Raw genomic sequence first — 16,937 nt, forward strand, 5'->3', positions numbered from 1 at the left:
CCGCGCCGGAAAGGCGCGGGGGTCCTTTTTGTCCGCCCCAATTCACAGGGAAAGCCTCCTTCCCCGTACGCAGGCCAGAATTTCCTTGATAATCATGGTTCCCTTCATAGAATTAAAAGCCAAAAGCCTTTAGCAGACCCGGTGGCAGACAATCTTCAAATTCACGTACGCACGTTCCAGCCCGCAACCACTCAGGAACAGGCTCTGGAAACCTTGACGGATTCCATGGCGGAAGTCCTTGACGAACGTCAGCTAAGGCACATCAAGAATGCGGTCCTTCTGCGCGAGGAAACGCAAACCACCTATCTGGACCACGGCCTGGCCGTCCCCCACGGGCGCACCAGCGCGCTGGACTCCATGCAAGTCACCGTAGGCATCAGTCCGGAAGGCGTCCTCTGGCCGGATGACGCACGCAATGCCCACCTCATCGTGATGCTGGGCGTTCCCACCGCCATGGTGACCGGCTACCTGACCACCATGCAGAAGCTGCTGCGGTGGCATAAAAACGCTCCCCTGGGCCCCAACGGGGAATGGACGGGAGACGAAGCCAGCCTGCTGGCGTCCCTTCAACACGCCCTGCAATGACGGACAAGAAGAACCAGCCTGCGGCGAAGACGCACATTTCCTGGTCATGGCTGCGCATGGCGCTGAGCCTGCGTGAAAAGGTCAAGCTGGGTGACAAGCAAGTCATCTTCATCTGGGCAGTCGTCGTCGGCGCGCTGGGCGCCCTGACGGCCCTTGTTTTTGAAATGGGGGTGGAACTGGTGCAGGACGTCCTGACGGGACGCACCAGCTACAAGCAAATCCAGGTCTTTCAGGAAATGGCCAGCCAGGACTGGGCCTGGTGCATCTTCGTTCCGGCGGCGGGCGGCCTGCTGGCCGGCCTCACCCTTCTCTTCACCCATCGCTTTGTCCCGGCCAAGGCCACGGAATACATGGAAGCCGTGGCGCTGGGCAACGGCTATGTGCCGCCCAAGCCCAGCCTGCTGCGCTCCCTGTCCGCCGTTTTCTCCGTAGGTTCCGGCGCCTCCATCGGCCGTGAAGGCCCGCTGGTGCAGGCCGCCGCCGTGGTGGGGTCCGCCCTGGGCCGCTTCTTCCATCTCTCCGCCCCGCGCCTGCGCCTGGTGGTTGCCTGCGCCGCCGCCTCCGGCATGTCCTCCGCCTTCCATACGCCCCTGGCCGGCGGCCTGTTCGTGAGTGAAATCGTGCTGGGCGCGCTGACCATTGACTTTCTCGCCCCCCTGCTGGTGGCGAGCTGCGCCGGATACTTCACCATGGGCCTGTTCCATGAACCGGCCCCCATCTACCAGCTCCAGCAGGAAGTGTCCCTGACGGGCAACCAGCATGTGCTCTGGTGCGTTCTGCTGGGCGCGCTGGCCTCCCTGGTCGCCAGCTTCTGGCTCCTGATCCTCAAAAAATCGCGCCAGTACCTGAACGGGAAGCGCCAGTGGCTTCCCGTGCGCCTGATGGCCGCAGGGATGCTGGTGGGCGTCATCGCCATCTTTTACCCGGAAATCGTGGGGAACGGCAAAAACATCATCACCTCCCTCATTCATTATGAATTTGACGCCACGAGGGCCGGCATCCTGCTATTCCTGAAAATCTTCACCGTCGCCATCGTCTTCGGCGTGGGTACGGTGGGGGGCGCCCTGACGCCCAGCCTGACCATCGGGAGCGTCTGCGGCTTCCTGTTCAGCGCGGCGCTCACCCAGCTCGGAGTTCCGGGGGACCATGCCATCGCCTATTCCCTGGTGGGCATGGCCGCCTTCTTCACCACGGCGGCCAACGCCCCCATCACCTCCCTGGTGCTGGTAGTGGAATTCACCATGGCCGGGCACATGATGTTCCCCCTGATCATCGGCGTTCTGGTCTCCTACGGCATGGCGAGGCTCACCAAGGCCCAGTCCATGTACCATGATTCCCTGGCCTTCGGACCCAGAAGCACCTTTGACAAGCCCCTGGCCCAGGTGCAGCTCCAGGACGTGGCGCGCAAGGACCCGCCCGTGGTCCACCCGCTGGATAAATTCGGCACGATTGCCTCCATGCTCATCAAGAACCCGGCGCAGCCCATCTTCGTCACCTCCCCGGCGGGCAAATACCTGGGCAGCGTGGTAGCGGAAGATGTGGCGGCCTTCGCCCGCAACAAGGAACTGGCCCAGGCCGTCCTGGCCATGGACGTGCTGCGCAGCGACATGCCCACGCTTCCCGCGGACATGCACCTTCCGGAAGCTCTGGGCATCTTCTCGCGCCCCCACTGCTCGGAATCCCTGGCGCTGGTGAACCCGAACAACAATCTGCTGCTGGGAGTGGTCAACAAGACGGACCTTTACCTGGTTCTCTCCGAAATCATGCGGCGGGAAAAGCTGCAATAGGAGAGGCGTTTTCCGGGCCGCGCCCTGGTTCCGGGAAGACCCGCGGGAAGCGCACCAGGCCCCAGGGGCTCTTAAAAAATACACGGACAAAGGCAACCCTCTCCGTTAATTCAAAGGAAGCCTTCTCTTTTCTCTTCGTCCGCTGGCTCCCTTTTTCTTTTCCGTCGCCGCATTGGCATGCGGCGCTCCCGACGGAATTCAGGGAATAAAACACCGCGGCCTTCTCCGGCGCCTCATTCCTCCGCAAACCTTTCATGAAAAAAGACGGGGAAACGCCGGCATGGCTGCGCCGCTGCCATCCGGGCAAAGGGCTTCCCGGTCTTTCCCGGCAGCATCCTGTCCGGCGTTCACCGGAGGCGGGCTCCCCCTTTCCGGAAACACGGACCCGCTTAAAAACGCATTTTTTCCACCCTCTTTTTTCGCAATAGGGGTCAGGTTAAAAATAACAACAAACTTGCATTTTTGACCTCATCCGGTATGCTTCCGGCATGAGCCGTACCCTGAGAATAGAATACCCTGGAGCGGTCTATCACGTGCAGAGCGAGGGCAACCGCGGAGACGCCATTTACCTGGATGACGAAGACAGGGAGACCTTTCTGCGCACTTTCCAGGAGGCGGCCCGCAGAAGCGGCTGGACCGTGTACGCCTATGCCCTGATGGCCAACCACTACCACATTCTCTTCCAGACCGCGCGCGCGAACCTGGTGGACGGCATGAAATGGCTCCAGACTGCCTACACCCAGCGTTTCAACGCGCGCCACCGCATGCGGGGCCACCTGTTTGCGGGCAGGTACCACGCCATGGTGGTGGAAGCGGAAAACGCCCACTATTTTTCCACCATCATCGACTATATCCATCTGAATCCGGCGCGGTCCGGCCTGGCACGCCGCCACACGTTCCTTTCCGGCTGCAAATGGACCAGCCTGCCCGCATGGCTGGACGCGCCCGCCAAAAGGCCCAAGTGGATTCATCCGGAGCGCGGCCTCGTCTGCTTTGGCTGCGACGACACGGACGACGGCCGCCAGAAATACCTCAACCACCTGATGGGCCGCTTTGAAGCGGAACGCATGGACGAACGCTCCCTGCTCCCCGCCGGCCATGTGGGCCCCGGCACCGTCCAGCGGGGCTGGTGCTACGGCTCCAGCGCCTTTCGCGCCAGGCTGGTGGGCGAACTTCCCCGGCTGGCGCGCAGAAAGCCCGTCACGACGGGCATGCGCGCCTCGGAAATAGGGGAATACCAGGCGGAGATCATTGTGAAAAACGGCCTGAAGGCGTTCGGGCTCTCGGAGGAGGACTTGCTCGTCACGCCCTACAGCCATCCGTCCAAGCTCATCATTGCCCTGGCCGTCCGGCAAAGCACGCTGGTTCCGTACGCCTGGATCAGCAACCGCCTGCACATGGGCATTCCCAAATCCATGGGCACCCTGCTCCACCGGGCCAAGAAGATGGCGGAAACAGACTTGAAGACGCGGGCATGGATCGAACGCCTGACCGCCTGATTTTTCCCTGCGGGAGCGTCCAAAAGAAGCTTCTCCCGGCCCGTCACATGGAAAAATCCGGAGGGAGGGAACCATGCCGTCCCTCCGGACATCACCCCGTGACAGGATAAAGAACGCCGGAGCGAACGATGTTATGCCCTGCGCCGGCGCACCAGCATAGCGGCCAGGCCAAGCAATCCCATGGATGCCGAAGCCGGTTCCGGAACAACTGAAAACGCCATGGCCGCAACCCCGGCTTTCTGCCCTCCGATACGGAAATCAAGAGTATCCGCCGTCGCCTCCCCTGTCCATTTGACCAGGGTCAGCTTGCCGTTGGCGAAGGAAGGCGTGGACGAAAAACCGGTCCCGTCCGTTGCCGCGTATTCAAAGGTGCCGGTTCCCCCGGTCACGGTAGTGGCCCCCGGAGCGGCCACGATACTGGAAATGAACATGTAAAATGTCACCGTGTCTCCCACCGTCAGCCCCCCAATTGAATGGAGGATGTGGTGGAGCCTCCGGCGCCGGGAGCCATGTAGGAGGACAGCGCACCGTAATCAAAAGAACCGAGGGTATTGACCAGATCCGTCATCGCCGCCTTGTTCTGGTAATAGGCGTAATAGGCAGGGTCACCCTCCCCGGAAGTTACGGCGGAAAGCTCCGTGTTAAAGAAATTCCCGGCGCTTTTAACGATTTTAAGCGTGTAGGGAGTATCGCTTCCGGAAGCGTCCGCCAAGGGGAGAACAGCCGCAGCATTGGAAGTGTACTGGTTCATGCCGTCTCTGCCTGGGCCATCCCTGTACACGTCCACAAAAACGGAAGCCGCCTGGGCGATGGAAAAAGCCCCTCCGGAAATAAGCAGGAATAATGTTTTCTTCATGGTTTTTGACTATTCTGACAATGGAGGCCAGTTTAAGGATTTTGAATCCGGACAATCACGCAAGACGCAGAAAACCGCCTGTTTATAAAAAATGTCCCGTCCATTCATCACAGGCGAATTCCGCCTATGGCACAGCGGCGTTTCCTGATAACTTTTTCTTTTTCATTCATTCCTTATTGACACCGGATTCAAAATCCGCCTCCGGGGAAAAAGAAGCCGGATTACCAGGTATGTCCTCCGGTTTCCACCCCCGGAATATGCCGTATGAACGAATATCCATCGTCCATAGGGGTCAGTTTACAAATTACAACATAAAAAGATATTTTCTATTTTCCTGCTGACCCTTTACACTTTCCGGGGAAAAAAATGATTGCCAGTCCGCGCCGCGGAATGATAAACGAAAAGCGCGTGCGAAAAACCGCGCATGAAGCGTCAACCCAAATACAACAACAGAGAAGATGGCACAGACATATTCCCAGCGCGTGCTCGACTTGGTGAAAACCAGGAACAGCCACGAAAAAGAATTCATCCAGGCCGTTCAGGAAGTGCTCAACACGATTGAGCCGGTTCTGGCCGCGAATTCCAAGTATGAAGCCCACGCGATTCTGGAACGGATCGTGGAACCGGAAAGAACCATCCTGTTCCGCGTGCCGTGGATCGACGACCGGGGGAAGGTTCAGGTGAACCGCGGGTACCGTGTGGAATTCAACAGCGCCATCGGGCCGTACAAGGGCGGCCTCCGCTTCCACCCCAGCGTGAACCTCGGCATTCTGAAGTTCCTGGGCTTTGAACAGGTTTTCAAAAACTCCCTCACCACCCTGCCCATGGGCGGCGGCAAGGGAGGCTCCGACTTCGACCCCAAGGGCAAGAGCGATAATGAAGTGATGCGCTTCTGCCAGAGCTTCATGACGGAACTCCAGCGCCACATCGGCGCGGATACGGACGTTCCCGCCGGGGACATCGGCGTGGGCGGCCGCGAGATCGGCTACCTCTTCGGCCAGTACAAGAGAATCCGCAATGAATTCACCGGCGTTCTCACCGGCAAGAGCCTGAACTGGGGCGGTTCCCTCATCCGTCCGGAAGCCACCGGCTACGGCTGCGTGTACTTCGCCCAGAACATGCTCGCCACCCGCAACGACGATTTGCAGGGCAAGGTTTGCCTGGTGTCCGGCTCCGGCAACGTGGCCCAGTACACGGTGGAAAAACTCAATGAACTGGGCGCAAAGCCCGTCACGATGTCCGATTCCAACGGCTACATTTACGATCCGGACGGCATTTCCCCGGAAAAACTGGCCTGGGTCATGGAACTCAAGAACAATCGCCGCGGCCGCATTGCGGAATACGTGAAGCAGTTCCCGAAGGCGCAGTACTTTGAAGGCCAGCGTCCCTGGAGCGTTCCGTGCGACTGCGCCTTCCCCTCCGCCACGCAGAACGAAATCAACGGAGAAGACGCCCGCACCCTCATCAAGAACGGCTGTACCCTGGTGGCGGAAGGCGCCAACATGCCCACGGACCTGGAAGGCATTGAAACCTACCTGGCCGCCAAAATCCTGTACGGCCCGGCCAAGGCCGCCAACGCCGGCGGCGTGGCCACGTCCGGTCTGGAAATGTCCCAGAACAGCCAGCGCCTCTCCTGGACGCGCGAGGAAGTGGACCACAAGCTGAAGAGCATCATGGCCAACATCCACGCGAACGCCCTGGCCCACGCCCAGGAATACTCTTCCGACAAATCCTTCACCAACTACGTCACCGGCGCCAATATTGCCGGCTTCGTGAAGGTGGCGGATTCCATGATCGACCAGGGAGTGGTTTGAGTCCCGGTTGTGACACACTTGCTGCCAACGTAAAACACAACAGAAGCGCCGGGTTCGCCCGGCGCTTTTCTTTTATTCCTTTCAAGGGGCCTCTCCGGCCCGGAAATAGCTTTAAATGCTGCGCCCGGCAGAACGAGCAGGAACATTCCACAGAAGGATTTCTCTGCCTGAAAAACTACTTCCGATTCCAAAAGGAACGTTCACCGGGAATTCACGGCAACAAATCCCCTGGTCCGGACCGGGAGACAGAATGGAAAAACGGAACCGGCATTTCACCAGACAACGGCCACGGATGTATTTTCCCCATTCCGGTTGCGAACCCGTTTCCATCAATAAAATGGCCGGCGCAATTCTTCCCGGTTCAAATCGTCAAAAAACCGGAGCATTACTCCTTCAGCAGACGGCAGACGGCCTGGGCCGCGTGTTCCGCCGCTCCGCCCTGCCCCAGCTTGTCGGAGGCCTGCTTCATTTCCGCCAGCAGGGCATCCCTGTTTTCCGGAACCAGCAGGCGTTCTATTTCCTCAATCACCTGGTCCGGCGTAAAATCAAACTGGATCAGCTCCTTGACTACGGATTTCTGCGCCAGAATGTTCACCATGCCGATGAAGCGTATTTTAATAAGCATGCGCGCCATCCAGTACGTGAGCAGGGGAACCTTGTACACCAGCATGTACGGAAGCCGGTGCAAGGCGGCCTCCATCGTGGCGGTGCCGGAAGCCACCACGCCCACGGCGGCGCGGTCCATCAGTTCATGATAGCCCCCCACCGTAATGTGGAACAGCTCCGGCGGCATGCCGGCCTTCTGCGCCATGCCGCGCATTCTTTCTGCAAGCGCCTCCGTGGAAGCTGCGGTTTCAAAAGACAGCTCCGGCCGTTCCCGGAAAGGCGGCGGACCACCTCTATCAACACCGGGAAATGCCTGTCAATCTCACGGTTCCGGCTGCCGGGAAAGAGACCGACCAGGGACGCCTCCCGGACGTCATCCTTCCGGATGGAAGCAATCTCGTCCACCAGGGGGTGCCCTACGAACTCCGTTTTCAGCCCGGCTTCCTGGAACAAGGGAGCCTCAAAGGGGAAGATGCACATCATCAGGTCCAGCATGCGCACCATCTTGGGAATGCGGCCGCGGTGCCATGCCCATACCTGCGGGGAAATAAAATAAATGATTTTGGTATGCGGGCAGCACTTGCGCACCTTTTCCGCCAGACGCAGGTTGAATCCCGGGTAGTCGATCAGAATGAGGCAGTCCGGCTGGTCCTGCCGTATCTGCTCCAGAATGGAGAGAAAACGCTTCCGGAACCACCCGTATTTCTTGAGCACCTCCACCACGCCGATGACGGCGGCTTCATCCGCCCAATCCTCCACGCCGGGGCATAACGCATGCATGCCGTGGCCGCCCAGTCCCCTGACCTCCATGCCGGGCATCAGGCGCAGCAGATTCTTCAACAGCAGGGCTCCGTGAATGTCCCCGCTCTTCTCGCCTGCTATCATGTAAAGCTTCATCACTCTCTGCAACGGCGCGCGCCGTATGCCTTCCAACCTTACCAGCCTCTTTTCCAAGGTGCAATAAAAGACTTTTCTTTCAAGGATTTTAATGCAAGATACGCGCCGTTATGCATGAGTTGATCTCACTTTGGATGTCCTGGGTGCAGGACTGGGGATATGCGGGCGTCATCGTCCTGATGGCCATGGAAAGCTCCATTTTCCCCGTCCCCAGTGAGGTAGTCATCCCGCCTGCGGCCATTCTGTCCGCCCAGGATGGAGCATCCATGAGCTTCTGGGGGGTGGTGGTTGCCGGAACGTTCGGCTCCTGGCTGGGATCCGCCATTACCTACGCCGTAGCCCGTATTGTGGGGCGCCCGGTCATCATGCGCTGGGGCAAATTCTTTTCATGCCGCCCAACAAGGTGGAGAAGGCGGAAGTCTTCCTCCAGCGGTATGAGGTGTCAGGCGTTTTCTTCGCCCGCCTTCTGCCCGTCATCCGGCACCTGATCTCCATTCCCGCAGGCATTGTCCGCATGGGCTTCGGCGTCTTTTCCCTGGTCACCGTGCTCGGCGCGTTTGTCTGGTGCACGGTGCTCGCCTGGTACGGCCACCGCATCGGGGAACGGCATCCGGAACTGCTCAAGTCCCCGGAGGAGCTGATTTCCACCGTCAAGAGCGAAAGCCTTCCCCTTATTCTGGCCGTGCTGGTGCTGGCCGTCTGCTACATCCTCATGCTGCGCCTGACGGACCGCAAAAAACCGGAAGACGCCGCAGCGGACGCTCCCGCTGAAAAGGAGCAGTAAAAGAAAACCTTTTTCCCATGAACGGTTCCAAGGAAGACCGGGCAGTCCGGGCGCTGGATTACTTCCACCAGGGATACAACTGTTCCCAGTCCGTCTTTGCGGCTTTTGCAGACGTCTGCGGCCTGACGGAGGAAACGGCCCTGAAGCTCTCCTCCCCCTGGGAGCGGGCATCGGACGCATGCGGGAAGTATGCGGCGCTTTTTGCGGACTGAGCATGCTGGCGGGGAGCCTGTATGGAAACAGCTCTCCGGAAACCGGAGAAAAGGAAAAAATCTTTTCCCTGGTCCAATCACTGGCCGCCTCCTTCAAGCAGGAATTCGGCACGCTTTACTGCAGGGAACTGCTGGGATTGTCTCCGGAACGCCTGGCTGCGGAGACGGCGCGCCCCGGAGAAAGAACCGCCGCCTACTACGCCTCCCGCCCCTGTGAACGCTGCATTGCCTTCTGCGCCCGCCACGGGGCCGAGCTGGAAGCAAAAGCCCGGCATCATTAAAATGCCCGGTCCCCCATGGAGGGAAACCGGGCATTTTAATCAGACAGAAGATTCCGTCAATGAGCGGCCTGGGAACTGCATTTGCCGTCCGGGCAGGACGCCTTCAATTTGTCAATTTTTTCATTGGTTTCACCCATCCCTTCATCGTAGAAGCCCTGTTCATCCGGGGCCAGCACTTGAAGGAGGCGGAGGAATTCGCCCGCGTGTTCCTTTTCTTCATTGGAAATGTCCAAAAGGACTTCCTGCGCAAGCTTGTTATCGATGGATTCCGCAAGCTGGGTATAAAGCTGGATGGCCTCATATTCCGCAGCAATCATGAACCGGATGGCCCTTACCAATTCGTCATGGGTAAGCATCCGGTCTTCTTTTTGTCCACTAAATGCATTTGTAAATTCAGGCATGCAGGTATGACTCAAATCACCACTAATGTATTCAAAATGTTTTTGTCATATATTTTTCGCGACATTCTTTGAACTTTTTCCATTAAAAACGGTCTAAGGAATCCAGCCTCGCATTCCGGCTTTTTTCCATATGAGGAAACGGCAGTTTTTCCCTCCTCAATTTTCCCGCTGCGGGACTTTCCCCACTGTCGGCATGAAATGAAAGAGGCGAGCCGGGACACATGCGCGGCATGAGAAAACGCCCGGATTCTTCGTGGAAAAAAACGGGCGTCTTGCAGTGGCGGCTGGAAAACCCTTTATTGGGTGGCTTGAGAACTGCATTTGCCGTCCGGGCAGGACGCCTTCAATTTGTCGATCTTTTCATTGGTTTCACCCATCCCTTCATCGTAGAAACCCTGTTCGTCCGGGGCCAGCACTTGAAGGAGGCGGAGGAATTCGCCCGCGTGTTCCTTTTCTTCATTGGAAATATCCCAAAGGACTTCCTGGGCCAATTTGTGGTCAATGGACGCGGCAAGCTGGGTATAAATCTGAATAGATTCATATTCCGCAGCAATCATGAACCGGATGGCCCTTACCAATTCATCATGGGTAAGCATCCGGCCTTCCTTTAATCCGCTAAATGCATTTGTAAATTCAGGCATGCAGGTAGGACCGGATGGGCAAATCCTTCATTCAATATGCGTTTGTCATAATTTCATGGAGCTTCTTTTGAACTTGAGCCATCAAAAACAGTGTAGGGAAAATTTCCCATCTTTCTTCCCAAAACACGGCAGGAGCGACGATTGTTCTGCCGCCGCTCCCGCTGAAAACGTTCCGATCCGGAACAAATACGTTACTTGGCCTCCGCAGTCTTGGGCGCGTACTTCTTGAAAAATTCAACGTACTGGACAGGAGTCTGGCCGGGAATATAACCCGTGCGGCCCAGTTCCTTGCCCTCCGCGTCCACCACGACCATGGCCGGAACGCCGGTGATTCTATACGTCTTGGCTTCCTTGGACTTGCTGAAATCAGAACTGCCGAACTCGAACTTGACGCCGATAGCCACGCCGTCCATGCCCTGTTTGAACTCCTTCTTGGAAAGGATTTCCTTCTCCAGCTTAATGCAGTAGCCGCACCAGGACGTTCCCGTGAAAAGAAGGACGATGGGAAGGCCGGTTTCCTCCGCCTGCTTCTGGGCGCTCTTCAGGCTCTTGCCCCAGCGGAATTTCACCTTCGCCGCCTTGGCGGCCTTGGCGGCGGCTTCCTTGTCCGCGGGAGTGCTCTGGGCCATGGAAACGCCGGAAACGCTGAATCCCAAGACGGCGCACAACGCAAAAATAAAATGTCTGTTCATCATACTTGTGAAATGTTCTTCCCAAATTAGCAAAAATACACCGCATAGGAAGAAAAATCAGCGTCTTCCTCCCGGCAGGAATGCTTCCTCCCCCTTTCACAAAATGGACCGCTTTCAAAAAAAGTATTGCTCTTTCCGCCTTAATCGGGTAATAATCCGCCCGCACTTCCAAAACGCGCGGTTAGCTCAGTGGTAGAGCAACACCTTGACATGGTGGAGGTCGTAGGTTCAAATCCTATACCGCGTACCATCTTCTTAAAATCCCGTCCCTTTCCGGACGGGATTTTTTATTGCCCCTCCCTGATGAATGGGATGATGCGGTCTGGCGCCTGTTGAAAAATGCCAGCATCAACGGACGGTTTGTGTAAAAATTGATGGAAGCTGCCTGAATAAGAACCAGTGTGAAAATACTATCCATACCTACTTACGGTAAAAGGTATAAGTCATATCTTCCTCCCTTCTCCATCCATACGGAAAAAAATATTTTTCCAACTTTTTTTGAACGCAAGCCCTGTTTCGGGACGCTAAAGGTATGAAGGCAGATGAAGGCCCCAGCCCTTGACCCTCCTTCCCTGATGAAATAATGACCATTAAAAGCCCGGCGGAAAATTCTCCCGCCGGGCTTGCTTTTCAACCAATTCCGTTGCTGAAACGGCCCGGACGGCTACCGGGAAGTCAAACGGTCGTATAACTCATTGGCGTATCTGTGATTGGGATGGTTCACATTCATATACGCCTCATAAAGCGGATGGGAGGGATCCGACTCCATGCGCATGGCTTCTTCTGCCGGAGAGGGCGTTGCGGCCCCCGAATGATGAAGAGGAGCTTCATCAAGCAGGCGTGAGGCCTGGTACAGCAGGCGGATGACGTCCGGATTGGACCCTAAACCCGGATTGTCAAGCAGGGCATCCGCATCCACTCCCGTCTCGGACGCAAGCCGCTGGAGTGCGGCGGTAGCCCTGCCCATGTTGCGCTCATAATTGGCGCCCCATTCCTGCTGCAGGGACTGTTCCGCCTGCGTTTCCATCTCCATCCGGGAATCCGCCATCTGTTCCCGGGCCTCCTCATATGCCTGGGCCATCGTTTCCTGGAGAGCGTTCATGGCTTCCGGCGGTACGCCGTAACGGTAGGCCGTGCGGGCCATGCGTTCTGCGAGCCCTGCATTCCACTCGCTTTCCGGCGTGGACTCCGGACGTTCCAGGCGGTAATCTTCCTCCGATTCCGGCAGGCCGGCCATCCGGCGGAACCGAGCCATCTGCTCCTCATTCTCCACACCGGGATAATGCCGCAGGCGCTCCAGCTCCGCATAACTCTTCGCCAGCGCTTCTGGCGTCTTGAACTTGGAAAGGGACTTCTCCATCCCCTTCAACTCATCAAACCGGGCATACCAATCCGGAACAAAACCGCCGTCCTCCCCCAGAAGGGAAGGAAGAGGCACGGCTTGAGCCGCGGCTTCTGTCAACGCTTCCGCCTCCGGGGAAACTGCCCCGGAAAAATCCGCCTCCCCGGAGGGAGCGGCCATATTATTATCAATGGAATCAATCATTCTTTTCTTCTGCTGTGGATTCTTTAATGGCTAACTGAACTTGACGGCGGATGTACAGGAAAACCTCCCTGTAGGCATCGCGCCTCATGGCGTCCAGGGGGTCATAACTCCCCGGGCTGCCTTGAAAAACGGGCAAATCAGTCTGGAAGCGGGCTTCCAGAAAGGTCAGCACCTCCCGCCCGTCCGGAGTGTCAAACACCCGGAAAAGCTGGCGCCTTCTGAGACGGGCCTCCCGGACGGAGGCCTCCTGCTGCAATGTCGTATCCTGGTTCATTCCTGAATCGTGGTTAACTGGTCAAGCAAGGGATTGAGGGAAGCGTACGGATCCTCTTCCGCCGGAGCCTGTGCGGCCCCCTGCTGGCGGTCCGCCCGTTCCTTCCGCATGGCCTGGACATCGGCCCAGGGCCTCAGCATGCTCTCCGGAGCGCCGTCCACACGGGTGGACAGGCGGAAGCAATGGTCCCAGTCCACATGATCCGCCAAATCCGGAGCGGCCTGCATCATCATATTCAGGCGCTGAAGGCTGCGGTCCATCCCCTCGCTCTGCAAGCGCCTGAGCACCAGCGCAATCTTTGACTGGTACACCACCCTGGGCTCTCCGACGGCAATGGAGCCGTCCCTCCCCTCCCGCAGAACGGCGCGGGGAGGCCTGGGAAACTTGCCCATGCGGAACAGCAGGGAGAAAATGCGCGTCATGGTGGAATACAGATCACTCACAAACAGCGTGAAGGACGGGGAAAACATCAGCACGCGCTCGTTCTCCCGGGCCATCACCTCCGTGGCGGTCATGCTGCCGCGGTGGCCGCTCCAAAGCTCCAGCATGGGCAGGTAATAGGCGCGCCGGATGGCGTCCTGCTTCTGCGCCAGACGGTCCATCCCGACGTCATACCTGCCCTGCGTGGCCCACTCCCGCGGAAGGTGGAGGGAGGCGGCCTCCGGGGTAATGACGGTTCTGCCGCCGGCCCGCAGGTCCACCTCCCCAATCTGGTTGGCGAGCTCCAGAATGCGTGGGAAGGCGGCCACCTCCCCCAGCGTGTCCAGAATGCGGTTCAGGAACTGAACCTGCTGGATGGCGGGAAACACCAGCCTGCCGGGCGCGAGGCCGTACGGACCGCTGCCCCACTTCAAAAACCGGGTTACCAGGTAGGGAACTCCATATATCCCCCCTCCTCCACGATCACCTGGTCGTCCAGGGACAGATACACGCTTTCAAACGGCATGTGGGCGGCCTGCTCCCTGCGGCGGCTCCGGCGGGTGCGCGGACGCACCACATGCAGGAACCGCAGGGACGTGGCGTACGGATTGCCGCCGCGTTCCAGCACCTCCCGCGCCCTGGGCCCCAGGGCCTTCATGCCGAACATGGAACGCGCCTGGTGGGCGGTATAGGTAAACTCCCTGACGTAGGTATCCACCCGGCCTTCCGCATTCTCCGCACAGGCGAACTGACCGCACGGAATATTGGTGAACAGCAGCCTTCCGTCCGAGGAACTTCCCGTAAACAAACTGCCGGTCCCCAAAGCCACGCGGTCCAGAAAACACTCATGGATCTCCGTATAGAAATTGGAAACGGACAGCTCCTTCAGGGCAATCTCCGAACACTGATTGTACCAGGCCTCCGCCTCGTCCCCTCCCCGGTCGTCCGGAGCCGACCACTTGAACCACACGTCATGGCTGGGCGTAATGTAGGACATATGGCCGCTGGCCAGCTTCTGGCACGCCTCCACGGCAGTGGTATCCGTCATGCGGTCCATGGCGTCCCTGTTGGGGAGGGAAACCTCCCCTTCCCGGTTCAGGCGGCGGGGCAGCACGTAATCCCTCAGGCGGTCCCACCACGTCTCCCACGGCGCGCGCTGGGCGGCCAGGGACTTGTACACGGAATTCAGCTCCGCAACTCTCTCTTCCATGGCGGTGCCTATCCCAGGGTTTTCCTAAGCAGAGTCCGGGGATTGACCTCCCCCTGCCCGACGGAAGAATTGCGGCGCGCCAGAATGGTGGAAATCATCCCCTGCCTCTGCCGCTCCCGGGCCTGATAATCTTCTCCCACTTCCTCTCCCACGCTCTCCGCCTTAACCGGGATGGCCTGCTCCGGAGCTGGAGTGGAAGGAGTGGACGGTTTCATAAATCCCATAATCTCTTTTACTTTCTATGCATGGTTTATACTGATGGCCCCTTCCACGCCTGCCGCACGGACGATCCATGCGGCGGGAACGTTCGCTCCCCGCGGAGGAAAAGGGCGGTCTCCTCACCTGCCCGGAATTGCCCGGGAAGGTGCATGCATTTATCAAATAGATGAATTGGAGGAAAATGCATCCGGGGAAAAACCGGGCGCATACGTGCCACCGGTGGCATCAAAGAGGGTGTTCCCAAACGTGATGCATTCCGCATCCGTTTCCGCCAAACATGTGGCGTTATGATCAATGAATCCTTACTTCAGCCGGACACTCCCTCCGCGCTGGACATCTGCAACGCGGCACTCTCCAAAATAGGGGAGGCTCCGCTGGACGCGCTGATTGCCAATGAATCCACGGCATCCCGTCTCTGCGTTCTTCATTACCACCCGGCACGGAGGGAAACCCTCTGCATGGCGCGCTGGACCTTCGCCACCACGCAAACCACGCTGGACTCCGTCTCCGCTCAGGCGCCCAACTCCCTGACACCCTATCAATTCACCCTGCCTGCGGACTGCCTGCGCGTGCTGGATGTGGAATGCACGGAATGGAAAATGCAGGGAAGGCGCATCCACGCCTCCCGCGCGCCGCTGCCCATGAGCTACATAGCCGACATTGAAGACGCCGAACAATTCGATCCCCTCTTCATGGACGCGCTGGCTACCCGCCTGGCAGAAAAGCTGGCCATGCCCCTGACGGGCAACCAAAGCCTTCGCCAGAATCTTCACCAGGAATTCCATAAAATCATTCTCCCGCAGGCGGCAACCGTCAATGCGGTGCAGAGCTTCTCCAACGACTCCCACCCCCTGCTGGACCTGCTGAGGAAAATCAAGTCGCCCGCCTGCCCGGAGGAATGTGAATAACAGGAGAATAACAAGGCAGCAACATAACAACAACTTGTGAATACAAGCTCATGAAAGCCCTGGACTTCATACAGATATTCGCCTCCAACGTCCGCAGGCTGGACTTCCGCCTCAGCAGCGCCCAGGTCATCCTGGCCGTCATTGCCGGATACAGGCGCCACAGTACCATTACGGAAGCCACGCGCTTGCATCCCAATACCGTTACCAACATCCTGCAGGACCTCATTGCACAGGGATACATCAACCGCTTCGGGGACAGCCGCCCTTACGTCTACCGCCCCACCGCGGATGGGGAACAGCTTGCAGGAAACCTGCTGGATAAAAACACCCTCCCCAGCCCATGAAAGAGCCCCTGCTCAGCACGGAAGAAAAACGCCGCTGGCTGGCCCGCGTCTTCCGGGATACGGATGGAGAATACTCCCAGGCGGACAAATTCAAGGCGCTGGTGGAAGATACCAAACTGGCGGCCCTCCAGCAGGAAGAGGAGGAATTCAAACGCCAGCGGGAAGCGGGCGCCGCACCGCAGGACCCCATTCTGACCCTGCTCCAGTCCCTCCCTCCCGCAGAACTCAATCTGAACCGGCAGCCCCCGGCTGAAAAATAAACAACGAAACCCGAAAAAAAGCTCTCCAGACCAAACAAGCCTGGAGAGCTTTTCATTTTTAGGAAGAGTTACGCAAATCCGGACATAGCAAGCCTTTCCGATGTTTCAATCCACGCATTCCTTGCGGAGTGCGACATTTGTCTGCTATAGCTTTGGATAATCTCAACGAGTTTCAATCCACGCACTCCTTGCGGAGTGCGACCGTTGTCCTGCACCTGACCTGTGACCATGATACCGTTTCAATCCACGCACTCCTTGCGGAGTGCGACAACTGGCTGGGGTGTTTGCCGTCAAGACGGTGAAGTTTCAATCCACGCACTCCTTGCGGAGTGCGACCCGCTCAATTCTACGCGTGGGAATACAACTACGGTTTCAATCCACGCACTCCTTGCGGAGTGCGACGGACCGCGTTTTCCCTTACCACGCCCATAGTGGGGTTTCAATCCACGCACTCCTTGCGGAGTGCGACTGGATGCGAATTAAGGCCGTGTGAAATGTTCAAAGTTTCAATCCACGCACTCCTTGCGGAGTGCGACAGCGCACTTAACGCTTTATCCCGCCGAATGGTATGTTTCAATCCACGTGATCTTTATCAATGAAGGGTGGAAAGGGGTGAATTTAGGGTGAATAGGGGTGAACGCTAGAAAAATCAAGGGGTGCAAGCGTTAAGTGAGCAGAGAAAGACAGTGTGGAAAATGTTG

At 58.0% G+C, this 16,937-nt stretch carries 21 protein-coding genes, 1 tRNA gene, 1 pseudogene and 1 CRISPR repeat array; of the genes and pseudogenes, 12 read left to right on the forward strand and 11 right to left on the reverse strand.

What is annotated here, in order from left to right; all coding sequences use genetic code 11:
* Window positions 1-141 precede the first annotated feature (141 nt).
* From PVA48_RS14970 to PVA48_RS14980, 3 genes are all read left to right on the forward strand, one after another.
* Window positions 142-585 (forward strand): PTS sugar transporter subunit IIA, encoded by a 444-nt coding sequence (locus PVA48_RS14970; RefSeq protein ID WP_180971054.1) that lies wholly within the window; start codon window positions 142-144, stop codon window positions 583-585.
* Window positions 582-2,372 carry a chloride channel protein gene (locus PVA48_RS14975; protein ID WP_423231977.1) on the forward strand — a complete coding sequence of 597 codons (1,791 nt, stop codon included), beginning with the start codon at window positions 582-584 and terminating at the stop codon, window positions 2,370-2,372. The genes PVA48_RS14970 and PVA48_RS14975 overlap by 4 nt, the downstream gene beginning before the upstream one ends.
* Window positions 2,373-2,860: 488 nt before the next feature.
* Window positions 2,861-3,871 carry a transposase gene (locus PVA48_RS14980; RefSeq protein WP_102722250.1) on the forward strand — a complete coding sequence of 337 codons (1,011 nt, stop codon included), beginning with the start codon at window positions 2,861-2,863 and terminating at the stop codon, window positions 3,869-3,871.
* Window positions 3,872-4,002: 131 nt separating this feature from the next.
* Here PVA48_RS14980 and PVA48_RS14985 read toward each other — a convergent pair whose 3' ends face one another.
* A complete protein-coding gene (locus PVA48_RS14985) occupies window positions 4,003-4,302 on the reverse strand; it encodes a PEP-CTERM sorting domain-containing protein (RefSeq protein WP_423231978.1) in 300 nt (99 codons plus the stop codon).
* A 26-nt stretch (window positions 4,303-4,328) separates the two neighbouring features.
* A complete protein-coding gene (locus tag PVA48_RS14990; RefSeq protein ID WP_423231979.1) occupies window positions 4,329-4,727 on the reverse strand; it encodes a hypothetical protein in 399 nt (132 codons plus the stop codon).
* Between the two features lie 458 nt (window positions 4,728-5,185).
* Here PVA48_RS14990 and gdhA point away from each other — a divergent pair, with 458 nt between their 5' ends.
* Window positions 5,186-6,541, forward strand: a complete 1,356-nt coding sequence (gdhA, locus tag PVA48_RS14995; RefSeq protein ID WP_102727528.1) for an NADP-specific glutamate dehydrogenase — start codon at window positions 5,186-5,188, stop codon at window positions 6,539-6,541.
* Window positions 6,542-6,926: 385 nt separating this feature from the next.
* On the opposite strand, the gene PVA48_RS15000 is transcribed toward gdhA, so the two are convergent.
* Window positions 6,927-7,307 carry a hypothetical protein gene (locus PVA48_RS15000; protein WP_423231980.1) on the reverse strand — a complete coding sequence of 127 codons (381 nt, stop codon included), beginning with the start codon at window positions 7,305-7,307 and terminating at the stop codon, window positions 6,927-6,929.
* A complete protein-coding gene (locus PVA48_RS15005) occupies window positions 7,286-8,032 on the reverse strand; it encodes a lipid-A-disaccharide synthase (RefSeq protein ID WP_423231981.1) in 747 nt (248 codons plus the stop codon). The genes PVA48_RS15000 and PVA48_RS15005 overlap by 22 nt, the downstream gene beginning before the upstream one ends.
* A 122-nt stretch (window positions 8,033-8,154) precedes the next feature.
* On the opposite strand from PVA48_RS15005, the gene PVA48_RS15010 reads away from it, so the two are divergent.
* Genes PVA48_RS15010 through PVA48_RS15025 form a run of 4 tightly spaced genes read left to right on the forward strand, consistent with a single transcriptional unit; the run spans window position 8,155 to window position 9,321 of the window.
* Complete coding sequence (locus PVA48_RS15010; protein ID WP_423231982.1) at window positions 8,155-8,532, forward strand: DedA family protein; 378 nt, start codon at window positions 8,155-8,157, stop codon at window positions 8,530-8,532.
* Window positions 8,433-8,828 carry a DedA family protein gene (locus PVA48_RS15015; protein WP_423231983.1) on the forward strand — a complete coding sequence of 132 codons (396 nt, stop codon included), beginning with the start codon at window positions 8,433-8,435 and terminating at the stop codon, window positions 8,826-8,828. The genes PVA48_RS15010 and PVA48_RS15015 overlap by 100 nt, the downstream gene beginning before the upstream one ends.
* 17 nt (window positions 8,829-8,845) lie before the next feature.
* Window positions 8,846-9,040 (forward strand): hypothetical protein, encoded by a 195-nt coding sequence (locus PVA48_RS15020; RefSeq protein WP_423231984.1) that lies wholly within the window; start codon window positions 8,846-8,848, stop codon window positions 9,038-9,040.
* Window positions 9,007-9,321, forward strand: a complete 315-nt coding sequence (locus tag PVA48_RS15025; protein ID WP_423231985.1) for a C-GCAxxG-C-C family protein — start codon at window positions 9,007-9,009, stop codon at window positions 9,319-9,321. Before PVA48_RS15020 ends, PVA48_RS15025 begins: the two co-directional genes overlap by 34 nt.
* A gap of 56 nt (window positions 9,322-9,377) precedes the next feature.
* Here PVA48_RS15025 and PVA48_RS15030 read toward each other — a convergent pair whose 3' ends face one another.
* The 3 genes from PVA48_RS15030 to PVA48_RS15040 form a co-directional block, all read right to left on the reverse strand.
* On the reverse strand, window positions 9,378-9,722 hold the full coding sequence (locus PVA48_RS15030; protein WP_102722244.1) for a ferritin family protein: 345 nt from the start codon (window positions 9,720-9,722) through the stop codon (window positions 9,378-9,380).
* Window positions 9,723-10,018: 296 nt separating this feature from the next.
* A complete protein-coding gene (locus PVA48_RS15035; protein WP_102728421.1) occupies window positions 10,019-10,363 on the reverse strand; it encodes a ferritin family protein in 345 nt (114 codons plus the stop codon).
* A gap of 191 nt (window positions 10,364-10,554) precedes the next feature.
* A complete protein-coding gene (locus PVA48_RS15040) occupies window positions 10,555-11,058 on the reverse strand; it encodes a thioredoxin family protein (RefSeq protein WP_022398008.1) in 504 nt (167 codons plus the stop codon).
* Window positions 11,059-11,230: 172 nt separating this feature from the next.
* Here PVA48_RS15040 and PVA48_RS15045 point away from each other — a divergent pair.
* Window positions 11,231-11,305, forward strand: a tRNA-Val gene (locus PVA48_RS15045).
* 414 nt (window positions 11,306-11,719) lie between these two features.
* Here PVA48_RS15045 and PVA48_RS15050 read toward each other — a convergent pair.
* From PVA48_RS15050 to PVA48_RS15065, 4 genes and pseudogenes are all read right to left on the reverse strand, one after another.
* Complete coding sequence (locus tag PVA48_RS15050) at window positions 11,720-12,601, reverse strand: hypothetical protein (RefSeq protein WP_102727525.1); 882 nt, start codon at window positions 12,599-12,601, stop codon at window positions 11,720-11,722.
* Window positions 12,594-12,875 carry a hypothetical protein gene (locus PVA48_RS15055; RefSeq protein WP_102727524.1) on the reverse strand — a complete coding sequence of 94 codons (282 nt, stop codon included), beginning with the start codon at window positions 12,873-12,875 and terminating at the stop codon, window positions 12,594-12,596. Before PVA48_RS15055 ends, PVA48_RS15050 begins: the two co-directional genes overlap by 8 nt.
* Window positions 12,872-14,505: pseudogene (locus tag PVA48_RS15060) on the reverse strand (portal protein). Before PVA48_RS15060 ends, PVA48_RS15055 begins: the two are co-directional and overlap by 4 nt.
* A gap of 8 nt (window positions 14,506-14,513) precedes the next feature.
* On the reverse strand, window positions 14,514-14,720 hold the full coding sequence (locus PVA48_RS15065; RefSeq protein ID WP_102728419.1) for a hypothetical protein: 207 nt from the start codon (window positions 14,718-14,720) through the stop codon (window positions 14,514-14,516).
* Window positions 14,721-15,011: 291 nt separating this feature from the next.
* Here PVA48_RS15065 and PVA48_RS15070 point away from each other — a divergent pair, with 291 nt between their 5' ends.
* Genes PVA48_RS15070 through PVA48_RS15080 form a run of 3 tightly spaced genes read left to right on the forward strand, consistent with a single transcriptional unit; the run spans window position 15,012 to window position 16,236 of the window.
* Complete coding sequence (locus tag PVA48_RS15070) at window positions 15,012-15,632, forward strand: hypothetical protein (RefSeq protein WP_022398013.1); 621 nt, start codon at window positions 15,012-15,014, stop codon at window positions 15,630-15,632.
* A 50-nt stretch (window positions 15,633-15,682) separates the two neighbouring features.
* Window positions 15,683-15,976 (forward strand): BlaI/MecI/CopY family transcriptional regulator, encoded by a 294-nt coding sequence (locus tag PVA48_RS15075; protein WP_022398014.1) that lies wholly within the window; start codon window positions 15,683-15,685, stop codon window positions 15,974-15,976.
* Window positions 15,973-16,236 (forward strand): hypothetical protein, encoded by a 264-nt coding sequence (locus PVA48_RS15080; protein WP_423231986.1) that lies wholly within the window; start codon window positions 15,973-15,975, stop codon window positions 16,234-16,236. The genes PVA48_RS15075 and PVA48_RS15080 overlap by 4 nt, the downstream gene beginning before the upstream one ends.
* Window positions 16,237-16,338: 102 nt before the next feature.
* Window positions 16,339-16,772: direct repeats of the CRISPR family, unit length 33 nt; unit sequence GTTTCAATCCACGCACTCCTTGCGGAGTGCGAC.
* Window positions 16,773-16,937 lie beyond the last annotated feature (165 nt).

Source organism: Akkermansia sp. JRP_AM1 (assembly GCF_049262625.1).
GTDB lineage: Bacteria > Verrucomicrobiota > Verrucomicrobiia > Verrucomicrobiales > Akkermansiaceae > Akkermansia > Akkermansia massiliensis.

Coding starts and splice junctions, on each gene's coding strand:
- PVA48_RS15030 (WP_102722244.1), bottom strand. CDS start 9,722: ATGCCTGAATTTACAAATGCATTTAGTGGACAAAAAGAAGACCGGATG.
- PVA48_RS14975 (WP_423231977.1), top strand. CDS start 582: ATGACGGACAAGAAGAACCAGCCTGCGGCGAAGACGCACATTTCCTGG.
- PVA48_RS15020 (WP_423231984.1), top strand. CDS start 8,846: ATGAACGGTTCCAAGGAAGACCGGGCAGTCCGGGCGCTGGATTACTTC.
- PVA48_RS15015 (WP_423231983.1), top strand. CDS start 8,433: ATGCCGCCCAACAAGGTGGAGAAGGCGGAAGTCTTCCTCCAGCGGTAT.
- PVA48_RS15075 (WP_022398014.1), top strand. CDS start 15,683: ATGAAAGCCCTGGACTTCATACAGATATTCGCCTCCAACGTCCGCAGG.
- PVA48_RS14990 (WP_423231979.1), bottom strand. CDS start 4,727: ATGAAGAAAACATTATTCCTGCTTATTTCCGGAGGGGCTTTTTCCATC.
- PVA48_RS15010 (WP_423231982.1), top strand. CDS start 8,155: ATGCATGAGTTGATCTCACTTTGGATGTCCTGGGTGCAGGACTGGGGA.
- PVA48_RS15025 (WP_423231985.1), top strand. CDS start 9,007: ATGCGGGAAGTATGCGGCGCTTTTTGCGGACTGAGCATGCTGGCGGGG.
- PVA48_RS15070 (WP_022398013.1), top strand. CDS start 15,012: ATGATCAATGAATCCTTACTTCAGCCGGACACTCCCTCCGCGCTGGAC.
- PVA48_RS14980 (WP_102722250.1), top strand. CDS start 2,861: ATGAGCCGTACCCTGAGAATAGAATACCCTGGAGCGGTCTATCACGTG.
- PVA48_RS15055 (WP_102727524.1), bottom strand. CDS start 12,875: ATGAACCAGGATACGACATTGCAGCAGGAGGCCTCCGTCCGGGAGGCC.
- gdhA (WP_102727528.1), top strand. CDS start 5,186: ATGGCACAGACATATTCCCAGCGCGTGCTCGACTTGGTGAAAACCAGG.
- PVA48_RS15005 (WP_423231981.1), bottom strand. CDS start 8,032: ATGATAGCAGGCGAGAAGAGCGGGGACATTCACGGAGCCCTGCTGTTG.
- PVA48_RS15065 (WP_102728419.1), bottom strand. CDS start 14,720: ATGAAACCGTCCACTCCTTCCACTCCAGCTCCGGAGCAGGCCATCCCG.
- PVA48_RS15050 (WP_102727525.1), bottom strand. CDS start 12,601: ATGATTGATTCCATTGATAATAATATGGCCGCTCCCTCCGGGGAGGCG.
- PVA48_RS15035 (WP_102728421.1), bottom strand. CDS start 10,363: ATGCCTGAATTTACAAATGCATTTAGCGGATTAAAGGAAGGCCGGATG.
- PVA48_RS15040 (WP_022398008.1), bottom strand. CDS start 11,058: ATGATGAACAGACATTTTATTTTTGCGTTGTGCGCCGTCTTGGGATTC.
- PVA48_RS15080 (WP_423231986.1), top strand. CDS start 15,973: ATGAAAGAGCCCCTGCTCAGCACGGAAGAAAAACGCCGCTGGCTGGCC.
- PVA48_RS14985 (WP_423231978.1), bottom strand. CDS start 4,302: ATGTTCATTTCCAGTATCGTGGCCGCTCCGGGGGCCACTACCGTGACC.